We start from the raw sequence: 21,237 nt of genomic DNA on the forward strand, positions 1-21,237 counted from the left end.
AAGTCATAGTGCTAAGCTAACTTAGGTAAGACTTATGGAAATTTATAATTTTTACAATAGGTTATAACTCCTTTTTTAAAAACTTAGCAGTATAACTTGATTTATGTTTCGCAACTTTTTCAGGAGTTCCAGTAACTAAAATTTGTCCACCTCCTTTACCACCTTCCATTCCTACATCTATTATGTGGTCGGCAAGTTTTATAACATCAAGGTTATGTTCAATAATTAATACTGTATTCCCTTTATCAGCTAACTTGTTTAAAACCTCCATTAATACTCTAATATCTTCAAAATGTAATCCTGTTGTAGGTTCATCTAGAATATAAAAAGTGTTTCCTGTATCTCTTTTGGAAAGCTCAGAAGCTAATTTAATGCGTTGGGCTTCACCTCCAGACAGGGTTGTGGATTGTTGTCCAAGTGTAATATATCCTAGTCCAACATCTTGTATTGTTTTAAGCTTTCTATATATTTTAGGAATGTGCTCAAAGAAATCTACCGCTTGATTAATGGTCATTTCTAAAACATCAGAAATTGATTTTCCTTTATAACGGATTTCTAAAGTTTCTCTATTGAATCTCTTTCCCTGACAGGTTTCACACTCTACATGTACATCAGGTAAAAAGTTCATTTCAATTACTCTAACACCACCACCTTGACAAGTTTCACAGCGTCCCCCTTTTACATTAAAACTAAAACGTCCGGGTTTATAACCACGTATAGATGCTTCAGGAGTTTTAGAAAATAAACTTCTAATTTCTCCAAAAACACCTGTATATGTAGCAGGGTTAGAACGTGGAGTTCTACCAATTGGAGATTGATCTATATCAATTACCTTATCAATGTGTTCTAAGCCCTTAATACTTTTATATGGCATAGGTTCTTTTACACCACGATAAATATGAGCATTTAAAATGGGGTACAAGGTTTCATTGATTAGAGTAGATTTTCCACTACCAGAAACACCAGTAACACAAATCATTTTTCCTAAAGGAAATTCAACAGTAACATTTTTCAAATTATTACCTGTTGCCCCAGATAATTTTATAGAGTTACCATTTCCCTTTCTTCTCTGTTTTGGAACTTCAATGGTTTTTCTTTTGGATAAATAATCCGCTGTAAGAGTAGCGTGTTGTTTTAAATCGTCAAAAGTTCCTCGACTTACAATTTCACCACCATGTCTTCCAGCACCTGGACCAATATCTAAAACATAATCTGCATTTTTAATCATATCCTCATCGTGTTCAACAACAAGAACAGAGTTCCCAACATCTCTTAGTTTTAATAAAGAATCTATCAACTTTTGATTATCTCTTTGATGCAAACCAATACTAGGTTCGTCTAAAATGTACAAAACACCAACTAACTGAGAACCAATTTGAGTAGCTAAGCGTATACGTTGCGCTTCACCTCCAGATAATGATTTAGAAGTTCTGTCTAAGGTTAAATAATCCAATCCAACATCTAATAAAAACTGAATTCTAGTTCTAATTTCTTTGATGATCTCAGAAGCAATTTGAAGCTGTTTTGTATTTAATTTACTTTCAATATCTGAAAACCAAGAAGCCAATTCTTTTACATCCATTTGTGCAAGATCACTAATGTTCTTGTCTGCAACTTTAAAATGTAAAGCTTCTTTCTTAAGTCGTTTACCTTCACAATGAGAGCATTTGATTTCATCCATGAAACCTTTAGCCCATCTTTTAATCGAAGTACTATCAGAATTTTTATATTGATTAGTAATAAATGAAATAATACCTTCAAAATCAATTTCATAATTTCTGGTAACACCAGCAGTTTTAGATTGAATTTTAAAAGTCTCTTTACCTCCATTTAAAATTACATCAAGAGCTTCTTTAGGAATGGAGTCAATAGGATCAGTTAATTTAAACTTATAGCGTTCTGCTATGGTCTGTAATTGTTTAAAAATCCAACTATTTTTTTGTTCTCCCAGTGGTATAATTCCTCCATTTTTTATAGATACTTTTCCGTCTGGAATTACTTTTTTTAAGTTAACTTCATTAGTAATACCTAAACCGTTACAATGTTCACAAGCTCCTTTAGGAGAATTAAAAGAAAAAGTATTTGGTTCAGGGTTTGGATAGGCTATTCCTGTTGTAGGGCACATCAGTTCTCTACTAAAATACCTTGGTTTTACATCATCAACATCAATAACCATTAAAATATTATCACCAGTATATAAAGCCGTTTTTATCGTTTCTTCTAAGCGTTTTTCAGCTTCAGAATTTACAACTAATCGATCAATAACTACTTCAATATCGTGCGTTTTATATCGATCTAGTTTCATGCCTTTTTCAATTTCCCTAATTTCACCATCAACACGAACTCTAACAAATCCTTGTTTAGATATTTGTTCAAATAATTCTCGATAGTGACCTTTTCTAGATTTAATTAAGGGAGCAAGAATAGCTACTCGTTTATCAGAAAAATCTTTTAAAATAAGTTCCTTTATTTGCTCATCTGAATAGCTAATCATTTTCTCACCAGTATTGTAAGAATAGGCATCAGATGCTCTGGAAAATAAAAGGCGTAAGAAATCATAAATTTCAGTAATTGTTCCTACAGTTGAGCGTGGACTTTTGTTGGTCGTTTTTTGCTCTATGGAAATAACAGGAGATAAACCATCAATTTTATCAACATCTGGTCGTTCTAATCCTCCTAAGAATTGTCGTGCATATGCAGAAAACGTTTCAATATATCTACGTTGTCCTTCCGCATAAATAGTATCAAAAGCTAATGAAGATTTACCACTTCCACTTAGTCCAGTAATGACTACTAGTTTTTCGCGAGGAATTTTTACATCTATATTTTTAAGATTATGAGCTCTAGCTCCATAAACTTCAATGAATTCTTGTTCTTTCAAAGTATCTATTTTGCAAAAGAACAAAATTATTAAATAGAATCCATTAATCAACATCTATAATGAATTTGTATTTTAGCTAAAAAGTAATTATGAAAATAATTATAATTTTAAGTCTACTAATAACTTTTAATTTTTATGCACAAATACCAGCTCATATCAAAAGTGAACTTACTTCTGAGCATGTACCTGTTTTAGCAACAAAATTTAGTATGATTCCTCCTAAAGGATTTCAAATGGAGCCCTTAGTTTCTGGGTTCGTAAAAGAAAGTAGAGATGTAGCTTATATAGAAATGCTAACAGTTCATAATTCGTTTAAAAAAAGAATTTCAGTTAAAAATTTTGAGCAATTTGGAGAGAATGTAAAAATAGATCGTTTTAAATTCAATACAAAAGATGCGATATGGGTTAGTTATGAAAGTGAAGAATATCCTGGCATTAAAAAACAAAAGAAAATTTTATATGTAGATTTTGATGAAAAGACGCTTTTAACTATTGTTGGAGATTATAGGATCTCAATAAAAGATGAAGTTGAGAAAGAGATCCAAAAAAGTATGTTATCAGTTGTATTTACACCTCAAAAGAAAATTGTTTTTTCTGATAGAGTAGGAGGAAACGTTGATGTGGAGAAGTTTGGTTTAAAGAGGTCAGGATATTGGGCGAATAAACTAACATATAAAGGAGATGGTAAAGAGAAAAAATTATCTTCTACTAAGATTCATGTAACAATTAAGCATGATTATATTGATAGTAGTAATCTAACTCAATATAAAAAAATAGATAAAAGAGTTTTTAGTTTATCTTATAGTAATAGTAAAGTAAAATCAGATACTCCTGTTGATATTAATCCTATACAGATTGATGGTTTAGAAGGGTATGAGTTGGAATATTATAAGAGAGATAAAAAAGGGAATATCATCCAAGTTTGTAGTACCGCAATAGTTTTTAGAGGGGATACTTATTATGCTTTACAAGCTAACTACAGATCTGATATTTTAACTAAGAAAGAAGTACAATATTATAAAAATACGTTTAAGGAATTATTTAATACTTTTAAGCGCAAATAATAAATTCAAAATAGAAATGGTAAAATCAATCAGGCATTTTTTTGAGCGTTATGGTTTTGATGTATCCTCTAGGTTCGCAGACCGATTAGGAATGAGAGTGGTAAATGTTCGATTATTTTTCATTTACTTTTCGTTTGTCACTGTTGGTTTATCATTTGGTTTATACTTAGTTTTTGCTTTTTTGTTGAAATTAAAAGATAAAATTTATACCAAAAGAACTTCAGTTTTTGACTTATGATAAAGTTGATTTTTAGATCACGTTTACATAAAGCACTCTTCTTAACAACACTAATTTTTTTATTAGGTTTGTTAGGATACTTATTACTATTTGATTACTCGTTTATAGATGCGTTATATATGACAGTAATCACGATAGCTACTGTTGGTTTTGGAGAAGTGCATCCTTTTTCATCAGAAGAAAAAGTATTTACAATCTTTTTAATTATTTCTAGTTTATTTACTTTCGGATACGCGGTATCTTCTTTTTCAGAATATTTGATAAGTGGTGAGTTATTTGAACAACTTAAAATTAAAAAAGTGCAAAAAAAAATAGAACAATTACAAGGACATACTATTGTTTGTGGTTACGGAAGAAATGGAAAACAAGCATTAACAAAACTCACAGATTTTAGAAGAGATGTGGTAATTATAGAAAAAGATAAAGAGCTAATTCAACATTTAGACGGGAATAGAATTTTAAATATCGAAGGAGATGCTACAACAGATGAAATACTGTTAAAGGCAGGAATACAAAAAGCAGAAAACTTAATTACAGCTTTACCTTCAGATGCAGATAATTTGTTTGTAGTGTTAACTGCCCGTCAATTAAATAAAGAGTGCAGAATTATTAGTAGAGCTTCACAAGAGAGTTCTTATAGTAAATTAAAAATTGCTGGAGCAGATAATGTAATTATGCCAGATAAATTAGGAGGTGCACATATGGCTTCTTTAGTGGTAACACCTGATGTGATAGAGTTTGTAGACCGATTAACTATAGAAGGAGATACAACTGCTAATTTAGAAGAAGTAGCTATTGATAGTTTACCTGAAGAGTATATTAACAAAACTATTTTAGATCTTGATCTCAGAAAAAAAACAGGTTGTACAGTAATTGGTTTTAAAACAAATGAAAAAGAATATATTATAAATCCTGAAGCTTCTTTACAACTTACCGCAGGTGGTAATTTAATAGTATTAGGAAGACCTGAACAAATAATGAAATTAAGGGAATTGTTTTAAACTATTTTATAAGAAAAATACAAAAAAAGATATGCAAATAATTAAGAGAAAACTAACTTTAAAAATAGTTTTAACTCGAAAAACTTGTTAAAATTTTAGTTTTTTATGATATTGCGCCCCACTAATTCAACTAAATTATTATATATACATGATGAATAAAAGACTACTAGCGTTACTATTTACTATAGTACCAATGCTAACTTTTGCCCAAGAAAAAGGTTTGGATCAAAAGATAGATGAAGCCTTCAAACCAATTTCTGATTTTTTTAATGCTGTAATTTTCTTTTCTCCAATAGGTGACACACCTTTTGTTTTAATATTATTAGTATTCAGTGCCGCATTTTTTACTATTTATTTCGGATTTCCAAATATTAGACATTTCTTAACTGCAATTAATGTAGTTAGAGGGAAATACGATGATGTTGATAAAGCAGTAGTGGAAGAAGCATATGGAGATGTTACTCCAGGTGGAGATGCTATTGAAACAATTAGAGATGAAAGTAAAGAAGGAGAGGTAACTCACTTCCAAGCATTAGCAACAGCGGTATCAGGTACTGTAGGTAACGGAAATATAGCAGGAGTTGCCTTAGCAATTGCTTTAGGAGGTCCAGGTGCAACATTTTGGATGATTGTTTGTGGTCTTTTAGGAATGTCTACAAAGTTTGTTGAATGTACACTAGGAGTACAATATCGTGATGTAGATGAAGAAGGGACTGTATATGGAGGACCAATGTATTACCTATCTAAAGGTTTAAAAGACAAAGGTTTTGAAATGTTAGGTAAAATAACAGCAGTGTTGTTTGCTATATTCTGTATTGGAGGATCTTTTGGTGGAGGAAATGCAGCACAATCAAACCAAGCAACTATAGTAATTAAAGAATTATTAGGATTAGATAGCACAGGAGCTGGGGCGATTATAGGAGTTGTATTAGCTGTTTTAGTAGGTATAATAATTATTGGAGGGATTAAGCGTATAGCAACTGTAACAGAGAAGGTAGTGCCATTTATGGCAGTACTTTATATCTTAGCATGTCTCTATATTATTCTTAGTAACGTTTCTTTAGTTGATGACGCATTTGGACTTATTTTTAGTCAAGCTTTTAATCCAAAAGCCATTGGTGTTGGTGGAGTAATAGGTGTCTTATTGGTAGGATTCCAAAGAGCAGCGTTTTCAAACGAAGCAGGAGCTGGTTCGGCTTCAATAGCACACTCAGCTGTAAAAACTAAGTATTCTGCATCTGAAGGTTTAGTAGCTTTATTAGAGCCGTTTATTGATACAGTTGTGATCTGTACTATGACTGCTTTAGTAATAATTATTTTTAACACTGGAGGTGTTTTTCAATATGGTGGAGACGGAACAGGGGCTGTTTTAATTGATGGAGTAGCTTATGAAGGAGCTGGAATCACAGCTAGAGCTTTTGCACAATATATTCCTTATTCAAATGTATTCTTAACTATTGCAGTAGTATTATTCGCTGTTTCTACAATGATTTCTTGGTCTTACTATGGATTACAATCATGGAAATTCTTATTTGGTAGAGGTAAAAAAGCAGATTTAACGTATAAATTGTTATTCTTAACATTTGTAATTATTGGAGCAGCTGCTAGTATGGGATCTATTTGGGCATTTTCAGATGCAATGATTTTTGCAATGGTATTCCCTAATATGGTAGGTTTGTATTTCTTAATGCCTGTAGTTAAGAAGCAGTTGAAAAGATATTTAGATGCTATTAAAGGGTAATTCCTAGATTAATAATAAAAAATGAAATATTTCAAATCCCATTTCTGGTATACAAAAAGCCAACGAAATGGGATTTTTGTTTTAATAGCTGTCATTATAATTCTACAAGTTATTTATTACTATATAAATACTAGGCCTAATATAGAACTTGATTTAGAAACCAAAGAGGTAATAGCATTTCAGTCAGAGATAGATAGCTTAAAATCGCTAGAAAAAACAAAGAAAACAAAATTGTTTCCTTTTAACCCTAATTTTATCACAGACTATAAAGGATATAAACTAGGATTATCAACAGAAGAAATTGATAGATTACATAAATTTAGAAGTCATAATAAGTATGTGAATTCTGCTAAGGAGTTTCAAAAAGTCACTAAGGTATCAGATAGTCTATTAAAAATTATTTCACCATATTTTAAGTTTCCTGATTGGGTTAAAAAGAAAAAGCAAATAAAATCTGCTAATTTTGATAGTGTTTTTTCATTAAAATCTGAAAAAAGAGAGGCATCAACCACAGATATTAATATGGCTACCCGAGAAGATTTTATGGTAGTAAATGGTGTTGGAGAAGTAATTTCTAATAGAATTATTAAGTACCGTTCTAAATTAAAAGGATTTACATTTGAGAATCAACTTCAAGAGGTGTGGGGGATAGATGAAGTAATGGTTGAAAACATTCTAGAAATCTTTTCAATTCAAAGTAAACCTAAAATAGATAAAATTAACGTTAATACCGCAAATTTTAAGCAAATACTACACCTTCCTTATATTGATTATGAGCTTTGTAAGAAAATTTTTGATTACAGAGATGAAGTTGCTGAGCTTCAAAGTATAAAAGAATTAAGAAATATTAAAGAATTCCCTCAAAACAAATACGATAGAATAATCTTATATTTGAAGGCAGAATAAACAAACAAAACAAACAACTTAAATTAAAACAAAATTACAGTATGTATTTTACTGAAGAACACGAATCATTTCGTAAAAGTTTTAGAGACTTTTTACAAAAAGAAGTAGTTCCTTATATTGAGAAATGGGAGGAAACCGGTACAATTGATCGATTTATTTGGGAAAAGTTTGGAGAGATGGGATATTTTGGTCTATACCAACCAGAAGAATATGGCGGATTAGATTTAGATTTATTTTACACCGTAATTTTTCTTGAAGAGCTACAAAGAATAAATTCTGGAGGTTTTGCTGCTGCAATGTGGGCACATGCATATCTAGCTATGACTCACTTAAAAAAAGAAGGTGATCATAGAATAAAAACAGAATATTTAACACCAAGTATAGAAGGTAAAAAGATAGGATGTCTATGTATTACGGAACCTTTTGGAGGAAGCGACGTTGCAGGTATGAGAACCACTGCAGTTAAAGATGGAGATAACTATGTGTTAAATGGGTCAAAAACATTTATTACAAATGGAGTGTATTCTGATTATTTAATAGTAGCAGCTAAAACAAATCCTGAAGATAAATATAACGGAATGAGCATTTTTGTTGTAGACAGAGATGTTAAAGGAGTTTCTGCAACAAAATTAAATAAGTTAGGATGGAGAGCCTCTGATACTGGAGAAATAGCTTTTGATAATGTGATAATTCCTAAAGAAAACTTAATGGGAGAAGAGGGAAAAGGTTTCTCTTACATCATGCAACATTTTGCTTTAGAAAGATTAATCATGGGAGTTAATGCGCATGCAAGAGCAGAATATGCCCAGGAATATGTTGTTGATTATATGAAAGAAAGAGATGCTTTCGGGAAAAAGATAAGTGAATTCCAGGCATTAAGGCACAAAGTTGCTGAAATCGCTTCTAAAGTGGATATGTGTAAAGAATATAACTATTCAATTACTAATAAATTGAACAATGGAACATATGCTGTTAAAGAAGCTAGTATGAGTAAATTATTATCAACTAAAATAGCTGATGAAGTAATTTATGATGCTTTACAATTGTTAGGAGGATATGGTTATATGGAAGATTATCCTTTAGCCAGAATGTTTAGAGATAGTAGATTAGGTCCGATAGGAGGTGGTACCTCTGAAATCTTAAAAGAGATTATCGCAAAAATGGTTATCGATAAAAAAGAATATAAGCCAGCTACGTAAATACCATTTTGCGAAAATGCGTTTTTCGCATCGCCAAAATGGTTATCGATAAAAAAGCACAAAATAATATTAATCTACTATTTAGATAATATAATTGAAAAGAGGATACTTTTAAGTATTCTCTTTTTTTTTGCTTCTAATTTTGAGTTTAACTCTTTTTGAGGTATGAAATTATAGGAATAGTTTAATTTATTAACACGAAATCGATTTCGTTTCTATATCGATTTCGTTATGTGGATTTCATTAAATAAATTGAAAAAAACAAATAAACCAAATCAAAATGAAAACCCTTTTTAAATTTTTGATAATCATATTGTTTATCAATTATTCTTGCTCAGATACAGAAGCAAGAGTAAATTCAAATGAAGCCCAAACTTCAATATTAAATGAAGATGATCAAAAACTTGTTGTAGCAAGGCAAGGTTTAAAACCAATAGGAACAGGTGTAATGATGCAAGCCTTTTATTGGGATGTTCCAGCAGGAGGAACCTGGTGGGGAAAAGTAGAAAGTAAAGTACAAAGTTGGAGTAATGCAGGAATAGATGCTATTTGGCTACCTCCAGTGTCAAAAGCGCAGAACGGAGCCTTCTCAATGGGATACGACCCTTTTGATTATTATGATTTTGGGCAATACGATCAAATGGGGAGTGTAGAAACTCGTTTTGGATCAAAAACGGAGCTTCAAAGCTTGATTAGTGAAGCGCACAATGCTAGATTAAGTATAATAGCAGATATTGTAATTAATCATAATAGTGGAGGAGAGTTAGAAGATAATCCCTATACAGGAACACCTTATTACACAGATTTTAATCCTAAATCAGGGAAGTTTTTTAGAAGTAATAGCGATTTCCATCCAAATGCTAATTGCAATAGCGATTCAGGTGTTTTTGGAGGATTTCCAGATTTGAGCCATTGTCAGCCTTATGTTCAAGATTGGTTATGGAAAAGAGAAGAATCTGTGGCTAAATATTATAAAAATGTAATGGGATTCGATGGTTGGAGATTCGATTATGTAAAAGGATTTGAACCTTGGGTAGTTAGAGCATGGAAAAACGCTGTAGGAGGGTTTTCAGTAGGAGAATATTGGGATGGAAATGCAGGAACATTAGATTGGTGGTCTGGAGCTGCTGAGGTATCAGCTTTTGATTTTGCTTGTTATTACAGAATGAGAGACGCCTTTGAAGGGAATAATTTAAATAGGTTAAATGATGATATGCTTTGGAAGAGAAATTCTACTAAAGCTGTAACATTTGTAGCAAACCATGATACAGACGAAATAATCAACAATAAAATGTTAGCTTATGCTTACATATTGACTCATGAAGGTTACCCAACAATTTTTTATAGAGATTATGAAGAATGGCTTAGTAAAGAAAGGTTAAATAATTTAATTTGGATCCATAATAATCTAGCAGGAGGAAGTACATCTATTTTATATACAGATACTGATGAATACGTAGCAAGAAGAAATGGATATGGTAACGTAGGGTTAATCGTGTATATAAATAATTCTAATTCATGGAAAGAGCGATGGATTGAAACAAATTGGTCAAATACTAGAATAAAAGATTACACAGGACATTCTAATTGGCAACCTGTAACTCAAGGAGGGAAATGGGTAAAAATCCAAGTTCCACCTAAAAGTTATTCTGTTTGGGCACCAAAATAAATAACTGATTAGTTGTTATATGTAATTAAATATGTATCTTTGCAATCCTTAAAAATAAGAATTTAAATTTAGAGTCAGTTAATTAACTGATTATTAATATAAAATATTAAGATACGTATGAGAGGAGGTGCAAAAACATGTTAATTATTCCAGTTAAAGAAGGTGAAAATATAGATAGAGCTTTAAAACGTTATAAGCGTAAATTTGATCGTACTAAAACAATGAGAACTTTACGTGCACGTAAGCAATATACTAAACCATCTGTAGCAAAAAGAGCACAGAAAATAAAAGCATCTTACATCCAAAGATTAAGAACGCAAGAAGAAGTAGGTTAAGCCAAACTTTTCTTAGTGAAATATTAAAGAGCCCATACAAATTTTGTATGGGTTTTTTATTTTTCTATATTAGATTTTGATTAATGAAGAATTGACTATATGTATATTAAACACTTCCTGGATTATCTTTCGTTAGAGAAAAAATATTCAAAGCATACAGTATTGGCCTATAAAACAGATTTAATAGCTTTTAAAGACTTTTGTGCTGTTGAGTTTGATCAAGAAGAAATTGAGAATATACATTATAATCAAATTAGATCTTGGATCGTATGTTTAGTAAATCAAAATATCTCTAATCGATCAATAAATAGAAAAATTAGTAGTCTAAAAACATTCTATAAATATCTACAAAAAATAGATGTAATTAAAATTAACCCACTTTCAAAACATAAATCCCTTAAAACTCAAAAAAAGATAGAAGTTCCTTTTTCTTCTGATGAAGTAGAAGAGGTTTTAAATAAAATATCAGATAATGATTTTCTATCTGTGAGAAATAAGTTGGTTGTGGAGTTGTTTTATTCTACAGGTATGAGAAGGGCAGAATTGATTAATATCAAATTATTAGATGTAAATATTGAGACAAAGGCAATTAAAGTTTTAGGGAAAAGAAATAAAGAAAGATTAGTTCCTTTATTACCTTCAGTTGTTAAAACAATCCAAGTGTACTTATCGATAAGAGAAACGATAAATAGTTCAAATGATTACCTTTTTATAACAGAAAAGGGAAATAAAATTTATGAAACACTTGTGTATAGAGTAATAAATCGTTATTTTAGTGAAGTCTCGACAAAAATAAAAAAGAGTCCGCATATTCTAAGGCATACTTTTGCTACACAATTGCTTAATCAAGGAGCGGACTTAAATTCGGTTAAAGAATTACTAGGACATTCAAGTTTAGCCTCAACCCAAGTTTATACTCACAATAACTTGGAACAATTAAAACAAGTGTTTAACAAAGCTCATCCTAGGAGCAAATAAAAACATTGAAAATTATGAAGGTATTCACACAATCTGTAAATTTTAAAGTAGACGGAGATTTAGTCAAGTACATTGAAAAAAAAGTAGGTGGATTAGATAAATTCCATGACAGAATTGTAGATGCAGAAGTTTTTCTGAAGGTTCAAAAAACGAGTGATAAGGAGAATAAAATCACCGAAATAAAAATTAATATACCAGGTAACGAGTTAATTGTCAAAAAGATGACAAAGACTTTTGAAGAAGGGGTAAGTGTAGGGGTAGAATCGTTAAAAAGGCAATTAAAGAAATCTAAAGAGAAAACAAGAACATCATTAGTTTCATAATAATGTAAAAAAAACCTAAAAAGTTTTATAAATTCAAAATTAGTTTTTACATTTGCAGTCCGTTAGAAATAACGGATTGTTTTTTTATAACAAAAGCCGATATAGCTCAGCTGGCTAGAGCAGCTGATTTGTAATCAGCAGGTCGTGGGTTCGAGTCCCTCTATCGGCTCAAAAGAAACAAAAGTTCATTAAAATATTTTTAAGATTTAAAGGGGAGATTCCAGAGCGGCCAAATGGGACGGACTGTAACTCCGTTGTCTTTCGACTTCGCAGGTTCGAATCCTGCTCTCCCCACAAAATCTTAATCAATATTGCGGGAGTAGCTCAGTTGGTAGAGCGTCAGCCTTCCAAGCTGAATGTCGCCGGTTCGAACCCGGTCTCCCGCTCTAAAAACCATTTACGAGTTACAAAGAAAAAGAGTATCGTAAATCTTAATCGGCAATCGTAAATGAAAAGCCGGTGTAGCTCAGCTGGTAGAGCGCATCCTTGGTAGGGATGAGGTCACGGGTTCAAGTCCCGTCATTGGCTCAAAAATAAATAATAGAGATTACGATAACACTAAATATATTTAACTAAGAATTAAAATTAATAATCATGGCAAAAGGAACTTACGATCGTTCGAAACCGCACTTAAACGTAGGTACAATCGGTCACGTAGATCACGGTAAAACTACATTAACTGCTGCTATTACTAAAGTATTAGCTGATGCAGGATTTTCTGAACAAAGAGCTTTTGATCAAATCGATAATGCTCCAGAAGAGAAAGAAAGAGGTATTACAATTAACTCTTCTCACGTAGAATATGCAACAGCAAACCGTCACTATGCACACGTTGACTGTCCAGGTCACGCCGATTATGTAAAGAACATGGTAACTGGTGCTGCTCAAATGGATGGTGCTATCTTAGTAGTTGCTGCTACTGATGGTCCAATGCCTCAAACTCGTGAGCACATCTTATTAGGACGTCAGGTAGGTATTCCAAGAATTGTAGTATTCATGAATAAAGTGGATATGGTTGATGATGAGGAATTGCTAGAATTAGTAGAAATGGAAGTAAGAGAATTATTATCTTTCTATGAGTATGATGGAGATAATGGTCCTGTTGTTATGGGTTCTGCTTTAGGAGCTTTAAATGGAGAGCAAAAGTGGGTTGATACAGTTTTAGAATTAATGGAAGCTGTTGATACTTGGATTGAAGAGCCACCAAGAGATACTGAAAAAGATTTCTTAATGCCTATTGAAGATGTATTCTCAATTACAGGTCGTGGTACTGTTGCAACTGGTCGTATCGAAACTGGTATCATCAACTCTGGAGATCCTGTAGATATTATTGGTATGGGTGCTGAGAAGTTAGCTTCTACAGTAACTGGTATCGAAATGTTCCGTCAAATTTTAGATAGAGGAGAAGCAGGAGATAACGCTGGTATCTTATTAAGAGGTATTGCAAAAGAAGATATTAAAAGAGGAATGGTAATCTGTAAGCCAGGTTCTGTAACTCCACACGCTAAGTTTAAAGCTGAGGTATATATCTTAAAGAAAGAAGAAGGTGGTCGTCACACTCCTTTCCACAATAACTACCGTCCACAATTCTACGTGCGTACAACTGACGTAACTGGTAATATTAACTTACCTGATGGAGTAGAAATGGTAATGCCAGGTGATAACTTAACTATTACAGTTGATTTAATTCAGCCTATCGCATTAAATACAGGTCTTCAGTTCGCTATCCGTGAAGGAGGTAGAACAGTTGGAGCTGGTCAGGTAACTGAAATTTTAGACTAATAAGAAGTTAGTATATAAAAACAATAAAGGTGTCCCAAACCTTGGGATACCTTTATAAATAAACGGGTTTAGCTCAGTTGGTAGAGCACTGGTCTCCAAAACCAGGTGTCGGGAGTTCGAGCCTCTCAACCCGTGCAAATTTTACAAGTAATGAATAACTTTATACAATACATTAAAGACTCTTTTGAAGAATTGAGTACTAATATGACTTGGATTTCTCGTGAAGAAGCTCAAAAGTCAACTGTTGTAGTAGCGGTTTTTACAATCGTTTTTGCTATTGCAGTTGCTGCTATAGATAAAGTTTTTCAAACAAGTTTAGATAAATTTTTCAATTTATTTTAGAAGATGGCTGACTCAGTAATGAAATGGTATGTCGTGAGAGCGATAGGAGGTCAAGAGAATAAAGTAAAGTCTTATATTGAAACTGAGATCGCCAGACACGGTTTATCTGATTATGTAAGTCAAGTAATTGTACCTACTGAGAAAGTTGTTCAGATAAGAAACGGTAAGAAAATAAATAGAGAAAGAGTTTATTTTCCAGGTTACATAATGGTCGAAGCTAATTTAGCTGGTGAGGTTCCTCACGTAATAAAAGCAGTTACTGGTGTAATTGGTTTTTTAGGTGAAACAAAAGGAGGTGATCCAGTTCCTATGCGTAAATCAGAGGTTAATAGAATGTTAGGTAAAGTTGATGAACTATCTGTTAATGAAGAAAACGTAGCTATACCTTATGTAGTAGGAGAAACTGTAAAAGTAGTAGATGGACCTTTTAATGGATTTGATGGAATAGTAGAGAAGGTTAATGAAGAGAAACGTAAGCTTGAAGTAATGGTGAAAATTTTCGGAAGGAAAACTCCATTAGAATTAAGCTACATGCAAGTAGAGAAAATATAACTGTTACACATATATTTTGGATGTATTAGAGCTTCCACAATAATACATTATTAAATCTTAAACAATGGCAAAAGAAGTAAGTAAATTAGTTAAACTACAAGTTAGGGGAGGTGCTGCGAATCCATCGCCACCAGTTGGACCCGCTTTAGGTGCTGCCGGAGTTAACATCATGGAGTTCTGTAAGCAATTTAATGCTCGTACACAGGACAAACAAGGTAAAGTTTTACCTGTAGTGATTACAGTATATACTGATAAATCATTTGAATTTGTTGTTAAAACTCCACCAGCTGCAGTACAATTACTAGAAGCGGCCAAAATTAAGAAAGGTTCAGGAGAGCCTAATAGAAACAAAGTAGCAAAAGTATCTTGGGATCAAATTAGAACTATTGCAGAAGACAAGATGGTTGATATGAATGCCTTCAAAGTTGAGTCTGCAATGAGAATGATCGCTGGTACTGCACGCTCTATGGGATTAACAGTAACAGGTGATGCACCTGAATAAACTTTAAAAAGATATTTAGAAATGGCAATTACTAGAAAGCAAAAAGAAGCTCGTGCTAAGATAGATAGCTCTAAAGTTTATGACTTAAAGGATGCATCAGCATTAGTAAAAGAGATCACAAACGTAAAGTTTGACGCATCTGTTGATCTAGCGGTACGCTTAGGAGTAGATCCTCGTAAAGCTAATCAAATGGTACGTGGAGTTGTAACTTTACCTCACGGGACAGGAAAAGATGTAAAAGTATTAGCGTTAGTTACTCCAGATAAAGAGGCTGAAGCAAAAGAAGCTGGAGCAGATTATGTAGGTTTAGATGAATACTTACAGAAAATTAAAGGAGGATGGACAGACGTTGATGTTATTATAACTATGCCTAGTGTTATGGGTAAATTAGGGCCTTTAGGGCGTATTTTAGGACCTAGAGGGTTAATGCCTAACCCAAAGACTGGTACAGTTACTATGGATGTTGCAAAAGCAGTAAAAGAAGTAAAAGCTGGTAAGATTGACTTTAAAGTTGATAAAACTGGTATTGTGCATGCTGCTATCGGAAAAGTATCATTTGATGCTGATAAAATTTTCGAAAATGCAAATGAACTAGTTCAAACACTTATTAAATTAAAGCCAACAGCAGCAAAAGGAACTTATATTAAGAGTATTTTTATGTCTTCAACTATGAGTCCTAGTGTTCCTGTAGATGTAAAGTCTGTATCGTAGGCAGTTAAAATGTATCAATTATGACTAGAGAGGAAAAATCACAAGTAATACAAGATTTAACAGCGCAATTAGCAGATACTAACACTATTTATCTTGCAGATATTTCAGGTTTAGACGCAATAACTACATCTAACCTACGTAGGGCTTGTTTTAAAGCTGACGTTAAATTGGCTGTTGTGAAGAACACATTGTTAGAGAAAGCAATGGAAGCTTCAGATAAAGACTTTGGTGAGTTACCAGAAGTTTTAAAAGGTAATACTTCATTAATGATTGCAGAAGCTAGTAATGCACCTGCAAAAGTAATTAAGGAGTTTAGAAAGAAGTCGGATAAGCCTCTTCTTAAAGGAGCTTATGTTGAAGAAGCAATTTATGTTGGAGATGATCAACTAGATGCTCTTGTTAACATCAAGTCTCGTGAAGAACTTATTGGAGACATCATTACATTATTACAATCGCCTGCTAAGAATGTTGTTTCAGCATTACAATCAGGAGGTAGTAAGTTATCTGGTATCTTAAAGACGTTATCAGAGAAATAATTAAGCGCACTAATAAACAATAATAAAGAATTAAAACAATTAAAATGGCAGATTTAAAAGAATTCGCAGAACAATTAGTTAACTTGACTGTAAAAGAAGTTAATGAATTAGCAGATATTTTAAAAGAAGAATATGGTATAGAGCCTGCAGCAGCAGCTGTAGCAGTAGCAGGACCAGCTGGAGGAGCTGGAGGAGATGCTGGTGAAGAGAAAACTGAGTTTGACGTTATCTTAAAAGCAGCAGGAGGTTCTAAATTAGCTGTAGTTAAATTAGTTAAAGAATTAACTGGTTTAGGATTAAAAGAAGCTAAAGGTATCGTAGATAGCGCTCCAGCACCAGTTAAAGAAGGTGTATCTAAAGATGAGGCTGAAGGTCTTAAGAAGTCTTTAGAAGAAGCAGGAGCTGAAGTAGAGTTAAAGTAAGCTTACTCCCCACAATAAAGTGGGATAACAAAATTCAGGTTTAGGTGCTAGGACATTAAGTTCTAGCCCTAAACCATTTTGTGTATATATTTGTTCTTTTACATCACAACTTAATAACTTGTGTTTATTTTTTGACTTTTTTCTATTGATTATTAAATAGTTATTTTTTAAATTAAGTCAGAAAACTAGAAAAAAAACTTTATTAGTTTTAATAAGATATTTTTAATTCAAAAATAGTTACTCTTTTGGCAACGACAAAAACTACTAAAAGAATCAACTTCGCATCATCTAAAATAGGAACTGACTATCCAGATTTCTTAGATATTCAGATAAAATCTTTTCAAGATTTTTTCCAATTACAAACGAAAGCAGAAGAGCGAGGTGAAGAAGGTTTATATAAAACCTTCATGGATAACTTCCCAATCACAGATACAAGAAATCAATTCGTATTAGAATTTTTAGATTACTTTGTTGACCCTCCAAGATATAGCATTCAAGAATGTATTGAAAGAGGATTAACATACAGTGTTCCCCTAAAAGCAAGGTTAAAGTTATACTGTACAGACCCTGAACATGAAGATTTTGAAACCATTGTTCAAGATGTGTACTTAGGAACTATTCCTTACATGAGTGGATCGGGAACATTTATTATTAATGGAGCAGAGAGAGTTGTTGTATCTCAATTACACCGTTCACCTGGTGTTTTCTTCGGTCAGTCTTTCCATGCCAATGGTACAAAGTTATATTCAGCAAGAGTAATTCCTTTTAAAGGATCTTGGATAGAGTTTGCTACTGATATTAATCAGGTAATGTATGCCTATATTGATAGAAAGAAAAAGTTACCTGTTACAACTTTATTTAGAGCAATCGGTTACGAAAGAGATAAAGATATTCTTGAAATTTTCGATTTAGCTGAGGAAATAAAAGTATCTAAAGCAGGACTAAAAAAGGTATTAGGAAGAAAATTAGCTGCAAGGGTATTAAAAACATGGCATGAAGATTTCGTAGATGAAGATACTGGAGAAGTAGTATCTATAGAGCGTAACGAAATTATTTTTGATCGTGATACAATCTTAGAGAAAGAACACGTAGATGAAATTATAGAGGCAGGTGCTAAAACTATCTTACTGCATAAGGAAGATAACCACATGGCCGATTACGCTATAATTCATAATACATTACAAAAAGATCCAACTAACTCAGAAAAAGAGGCAGTTGAACATATATATCGTCAATTACGTAATGCTGAACCGCCAGATGAGGAAACAGCAAGAGGTATAATTGATAAGTTATTCTTTTCTGAACAAAGATATAATTTAGGAGAAGTAGGTCGTTTTAGAATGAACACTAAACTTCAATTAAATGAGGATATAGATCAGAAAGTATTAACAAAGAATGATATCATTACTATTGTTAAGTATTTAATTGAGTTAATCAATTCAAAAGCTGAAGTAGATGATATTGATCACTTATCTAACCGTCGTGTACGTACAGTAGGTGAGCAATTAGCAGGACAGTTTGGTGTCGGTTTAGCACGTATGGCACGTACTATTCGTGAGCGTATGAACGTTCGTGATAATGAAGTGTTTACTCCGATAGACTTAATTAATGCGAAGACATTATCTTCGGTAATTAATTCTTTCTTTGGAACCAATCAGTTATCTCAATTTATGGATCAAACTAATCCATTAGCAGAGATTACACACAAGCGTCGTTTATCTGCTTTAGGTCCTGGAGGTTTATCTAGAGAAAGAGCTGGTTTCGAGGTTCGTGACGTTCACTATACACACTATGGTCGTTTATGTCCTATTGAAACACCAGAAGGTCCAAACATTGGTCTTATTTCTTCTTTGGCAGTATATGCTAAAGTAAACCCAATGGGATTCATTGAAACTCCATATAAGAAAGTAACAGAAGGTAAAGTCTTAGCAGAAGATCCAATTTATTTGAGCGCAGAAGAAGAAGAAGGAATGAAGTTCGCTCAATCAAATATAGAGGTTAGAGAAGATGGTGCCATAGATAGAGATAAAGTAATTGCAAGAGAAGAGGGAGATTTCCCAGTAGTAACTCCTGAAGTTGTAAACTACATGGACGTTGCTCCTAACCAGATTGCTTCTATTTCTGCATCATTAATTCCTTTCTTGGAGCATGATGATGCAAACCGTGCTTTAATGGGATCAAACATGATGCGTCAGGCAGTACCATTATTAAGACCTGATTCACCTATTGTTGGAACTGGTTTAGAGCGTAGAGTAGCAAAAGATTCTAGAATATTAATCAATGCTGAAGGAGCTGGTGTAGTTGAGTATGTAGATGCAAACACAATTACCATAAAGTATGACAGAACTGATGATGAAAGATTGGTAAGTTTTGATACTGACGAAAAATCGTATGATTTAATTAAGTTTAGAAAAACAAACCAAGGAACAAATATCAACCTTAAGCCAATTGTTAGAAGAGGAGACAGGGTAGAAGAAGGACAAGTTCTTTGTGAAGGTTATGCAACTCAACAAGGTGAGTTAGCTTTAGGTAGAAATATGAAAGTAGCCTTCATGCCTTGGAAAGGATATAACTTTGAGGATGCGATTGTGATATCTGAAAAAGTAGTTCGTGAAGATATCTTTACATCAATTCATATTGATGAATATTCTCTAGATGTTCGTGATACAAAATTAGGAGCAGAAGAGCTAACAAATGACATTCCTAACGTTTCTGAAGAGGCAACTAAAGACCTTGACGAAAACGGAATGATTCGTATTGGAGCAGAAGTTAAGCCTGGTGATATTTTAATAGGAAAGATTACACCAAAAGGAGAATCTGATCCAACACCTGAAGAAAAATTATTAAGAGCAATCTTTGGAGATAAAGCAGGTGATGTAAAAGATGCATCATTAAAAGCTTCACCATCTTTAAAAGGTGTAGTTATTGATAAAAAACTATTCAAGAGAGCTGTTAAAGATAAGAACAAGAGAGCTAGAGATAAAGAAGCTGTAGCTACTTTAGAAGCATCTTTTGTTTCAAAATTTGAAGATTTAAAAGATCGTTTAATTGAAAAATTATTCAATCTAATAAGCGGAAAAACTTCTCAAGGAATTTATAATGATTTAGGAGAAGAAGTTTTACCAAAAGGTAAGAAGTTTACTCAAAAAATGTTAAACTCAGTAGATGATTTTACACATTTAAATGGAACTTGGACAACAGACAAAGACCTTAATCAGTTAGTTGGTGAATTAATTCACAATTACAAAATTAAAGTAAACGATTTACAAGGAGTTTTAAGACGTGAGAAGTTTACAATTTCTGTAGGAGATGAGTTACCAGCAGGTATTTTAAAATTAGCTAAAATTTACATTGCAAAGAAACGTAAATTGAAAGTTGGAGATAAAATGGCAGGACGTCACGGTAATAAAGGTATTGTTGCTAGAATTGTACGTCAAGAGGATATGCCATTCTTAGAAGATGGAACACCTGTAGATATTGTATTAAATCCATTAGGGGTACCATCTCGTATGAATATTGGTCAGATTTATGAGACTGTTCTTGGATGGGCAGGTCTAAAATTAGGCCAAAAATTTGCAACACCTATTTTTGATGGAGCGTCTTTAAATGAGATTAATGCACTTACAGATGAAGCTGGAATACCTAGATTTGGTCATACTTATCTATATGATGGTGGAACAGGTGAGCGTTTTGATCAACCAGCTACTGTTGGAGTAATTTATATGATTAAGTTAGGACACATGATTGAAGATAAAATGCATGCCCGTTCTATTGGACCTTACTCATTAATTACTCAGCAACCATTAGGAGGTAAAGCTCAGTTTGGAGGTCAGCGTTTTGGAGAAATGGAGGTTTGGGCTCTTGAGGCGTATGGAGCATCTAGTATTTTACGTGAGATACTTACAGTAAAATCTGATGATGTATTAGGTAGAGCTAAAGCTTATGAGAGTATAGTTAAAGGTGAAACTATGCCAGAACCTGGATTACCAGAATCATTTAACGTATTAATGCACGAACTTAAAGGTTTAGGATTAGACGTTAAATTAGAAGAATAA

Annotated in this window: 19 protein-coding genes and 5 tRNA genes; 23 read left to right on the forward strand and 1 reads right to left on the reverse strand. The window is 32.8% G+C overall.

The window, feature by feature from the left end; genetic code table 11:
• Positions 1–61: 61 nt before the first annotated feature.
• The gene (uvrA, locus tag BVC87_RS09715; protein WP_075342207.1) at positions 62–2,881 is read right to left on the reverse strand and encodes an excinuclease ABC subunit UvrA; all 2,820 of its coding nucleotides are present in this window, start codon (positions 2,879–2,881) and stop codon (positions 62–64) included.
• 89 nt (positions 2,882–2,970) lie between these two features.
• On the opposite strand from uvrA, the gene BVC87_RS09720 reads away from it, so the two are divergent.
• From BVC87_RS09720 to rpoB, 23 genes are all read left to right on the forward strand, one after another.
• Positions 2,971–3,945 (forward strand): hypothetical protein, encoded by a 975-nt coding sequence (locus BVC87_RS09720; protein WP_075342177.1) that lies wholly within the window; start codon positions 2,971–2,973, stop codon positions 3,943–3,945.
• Between the two features lie 16 nt (positions 3,946–3,961).
• Positions 3,962–4,183, forward strand: coding sequence for a PspC family transcriptional regulator (locus tag BVC87_RS09725; RefSeq protein ID WP_075342178.1), 222 nt, complete (start codon positions 3,962–3,964; stop codon positions 4,181–4,183).
• Entirely contained in the window at positions 4,180–5,184 is a 1,005-nt protein-coding gene (locus tag BVC87_RS09730) for a potassium channel family protein (RefSeq protein ID WP_075342179.1), read from the forward strand. The genes BVC87_RS09725 and BVC87_RS09730 overlap by 4 nt, the downstream gene beginning before the upstream one ends.
• A 151-nt stretch (positions 5,185–5,335) precedes the next feature.
• Positions 5,336–6,925, forward strand: a complete 1,590-nt coding sequence (locus BVC87_RS09735; protein ID WP_075342208.1) for an alanine/glycine:cation symporter family protein — start codon at positions 5,336–5,338, stop codon at positions 6,923–6,925.
• Positions 6,926–6,946: 21 nt separating this feature from the next.
• The gene (locus tag BVC87_RS09740; RefSeq protein ID WP_075342180.1) at positions 6,947–7,831 is read left to right on the forward strand and encodes a ComEA family DNA-binding protein; all 885 of its coding nucleotides are present in this window, start codon (positions 6,947–6,949) and stop codon (positions 7,829–7,831) included.
• Between the two features lie 41 nt (positions 7,832–7,872).
• Positions 7,873–9,030, forward strand: a complete 1,158-nt coding sequence (locus BVC87_RS09745) for an acyl-CoA dehydrogenase family protein (RefSeq protein WP_075342181.1) — start codon at positions 7,873–7,875, stop codon at positions 9,028–9,030.
• Between the two features lie 280 nt (positions 9,031–9,310).
• The gene (locus BVC87_RS09750; RefSeq protein ID WP_075342182.1) at positions 9,311–10,699 is read left to right on the forward strand and encodes an alpha-amylase; all 1,389 of its coding nucleotides are present in this window, start codon (positions 9,311–9,313) and stop codon (positions 10,697–10,699) included.
• Positions 10,700–10,836: 137 nt separating this feature from the next.
• Positions 10,837–11,034, forward strand: a complete 198-nt coding sequence (gene rpsU, locus BVC87_RS09755; protein ID WP_075342183.1) for a 30S ribosomal protein S21 — start codon at positions 10,837–10,839, stop codon at positions 11,032–11,034.
• A gap of 99 nt (positions 11,035–11,133) precedes the next feature.
• Positions 11,134–12,012: a tyrosine-type recombinase/integrase gene (locus tag BVC87_RS09760; RefSeq protein ID WP_075342184.1), complete on the forward strand. Its 879-nt coding sequence runs from the start codon at positions 11,134–11,136 to the stop codon at positions 12,010–12,012.
• Positions 12,013–12,026: 14 nt separating this feature from the next.
• Positions 12,027–12,335, forward strand: a complete 309-nt coding sequence (locus tag BVC87_RS09765; RefSeq protein ID WP_075342185.1) for an HPF/RaiA family ribosome-associated protein — start codon at positions 12,027–12,029, stop codon at positions 12,333–12,335.
• A 95-nt stretch (positions 12,336–12,430) separates the two neighbouring features.
• Positions 12,431–12,504, forward strand: a tRNA-Thr gene (locus BVC87_RS09770).
• Positions 12,505–12,546: 42 nt separating this feature from the next.
• A tRNA-Tyr gene (locus BVC87_RS09775) sits at positions 12,547–12,629 on the forward strand.
• 19 nt (positions 12,630–12,648) lie between these two features.
• Positions 12,649–12,721, forward strand: a tRNA-Gly gene (locus BVC87_RS09780).
• Between the two features lie 69 nt (positions 12,722–12,790).
• Positions 12,791–12,863, forward strand: a tRNA-Thr gene (locus BVC87_RS09785).
• A 66-nt stretch (positions 12,864–12,929) separates the two neighbouring features.
• Entirely contained in the window at positions 12,930–14,117 is a 1,188-nt protein-coding gene (tuf, locus tag BVC87_RS09790; protein WP_075342186.1) for an elongation factor Tu, read from the forward strand.
• 62 nt (positions 14,118–14,179) lie between these two features.
• Positions 14,180–14,252, forward strand: a tRNA-Trp gene (locus BVC87_RS09795).
• A 15-nt stretch (positions 14,253–14,267) separates the two neighbouring features.
• A complete protein-coding gene (secE, locus tag BVC87_RS09800; RefSeq protein WP_075342187.1) occupies positions 14,268–14,459 on the forward strand; it encodes a preprotein translocase subunit SecE in 192 nt (63 codons plus the stop codon).
• Positions 14,460–14,462: 3 nt separating this feature from the next.
• Positions 14,463–15,011 carry a transcription termination/antitermination protein NusG gene (gene nusG / locus BVC87_RS09805; RefSeq protein WP_075342188.1) on the forward strand — a complete coding sequence of 183 codons (549 nt, stop codon included), beginning with the start codon at positions 14,463–14,465 and terminating at the stop codon, positions 15,009–15,011.
• Between the two features lie 64 nt (positions 15,012–15,075).
• Positions 15,076–15,513: a 50S ribosomal protein L11 gene (rplK, locus tag BVC87_RS09810; protein ID WP_075342189.1), complete on the forward strand. Its 438-nt coding sequence runs from the start codon at positions 15,076–15,078 to the stop codon at positions 15,511–15,513.
• A gap of 21 nt (positions 15,514–15,534) precedes the next feature.
• On the forward strand, positions 15,535–16,224 hold the full coding sequence (gene rplA / locus BVC87_RS09815) for a 50S ribosomal protein L1 (RefSeq protein ID WP_075342190.1): 690 nt from the start codon (positions 15,535–15,537) through the stop codon (positions 16,222–16,224).
• Between the two features lie 20 nt (positions 16,225–16,244).
• Entirely contained in the window at positions 16,245–16,760 is a 516-nt protein-coding gene (gene rplJ, locus BVC87_RS09820; RefSeq protein WP_075342191.1) for a 50S ribosomal protein L10, read from the forward strand.
• Positions 16,761–16,804: 44 nt separating this feature from the next.
• Entirely contained in the window at positions 16,805–17,182 is a 378-nt protein-coding gene (gene rplL, locus BVC87_RS09825) for a 50S ribosomal protein L7/L12 (protein WP_075342192.1), read from the forward strand.
• A gap of 245 nt (positions 17,183–17,427) precedes the next feature.
• Entirely contained in the window at positions 17,428–21,237 is a 3,810-nt protein-coding gene (rpoB, locus tag BVC87_RS09830; protein WP_075342193.1) for a DNA-directed RNA polymerase subunit beta, read from the forward strand.

Source organism: Tenacibaculum agarivorans, from assembly GCF_001936575.1.
In the GTDB taxonomy this organism is placed as follows: domain Bacteria; phylum Bacteroidota; class Bacteroidia; order Flavobacteriales; family Flavobacteriaceae; genus Polaribacter; species Polaribacter agarivorans.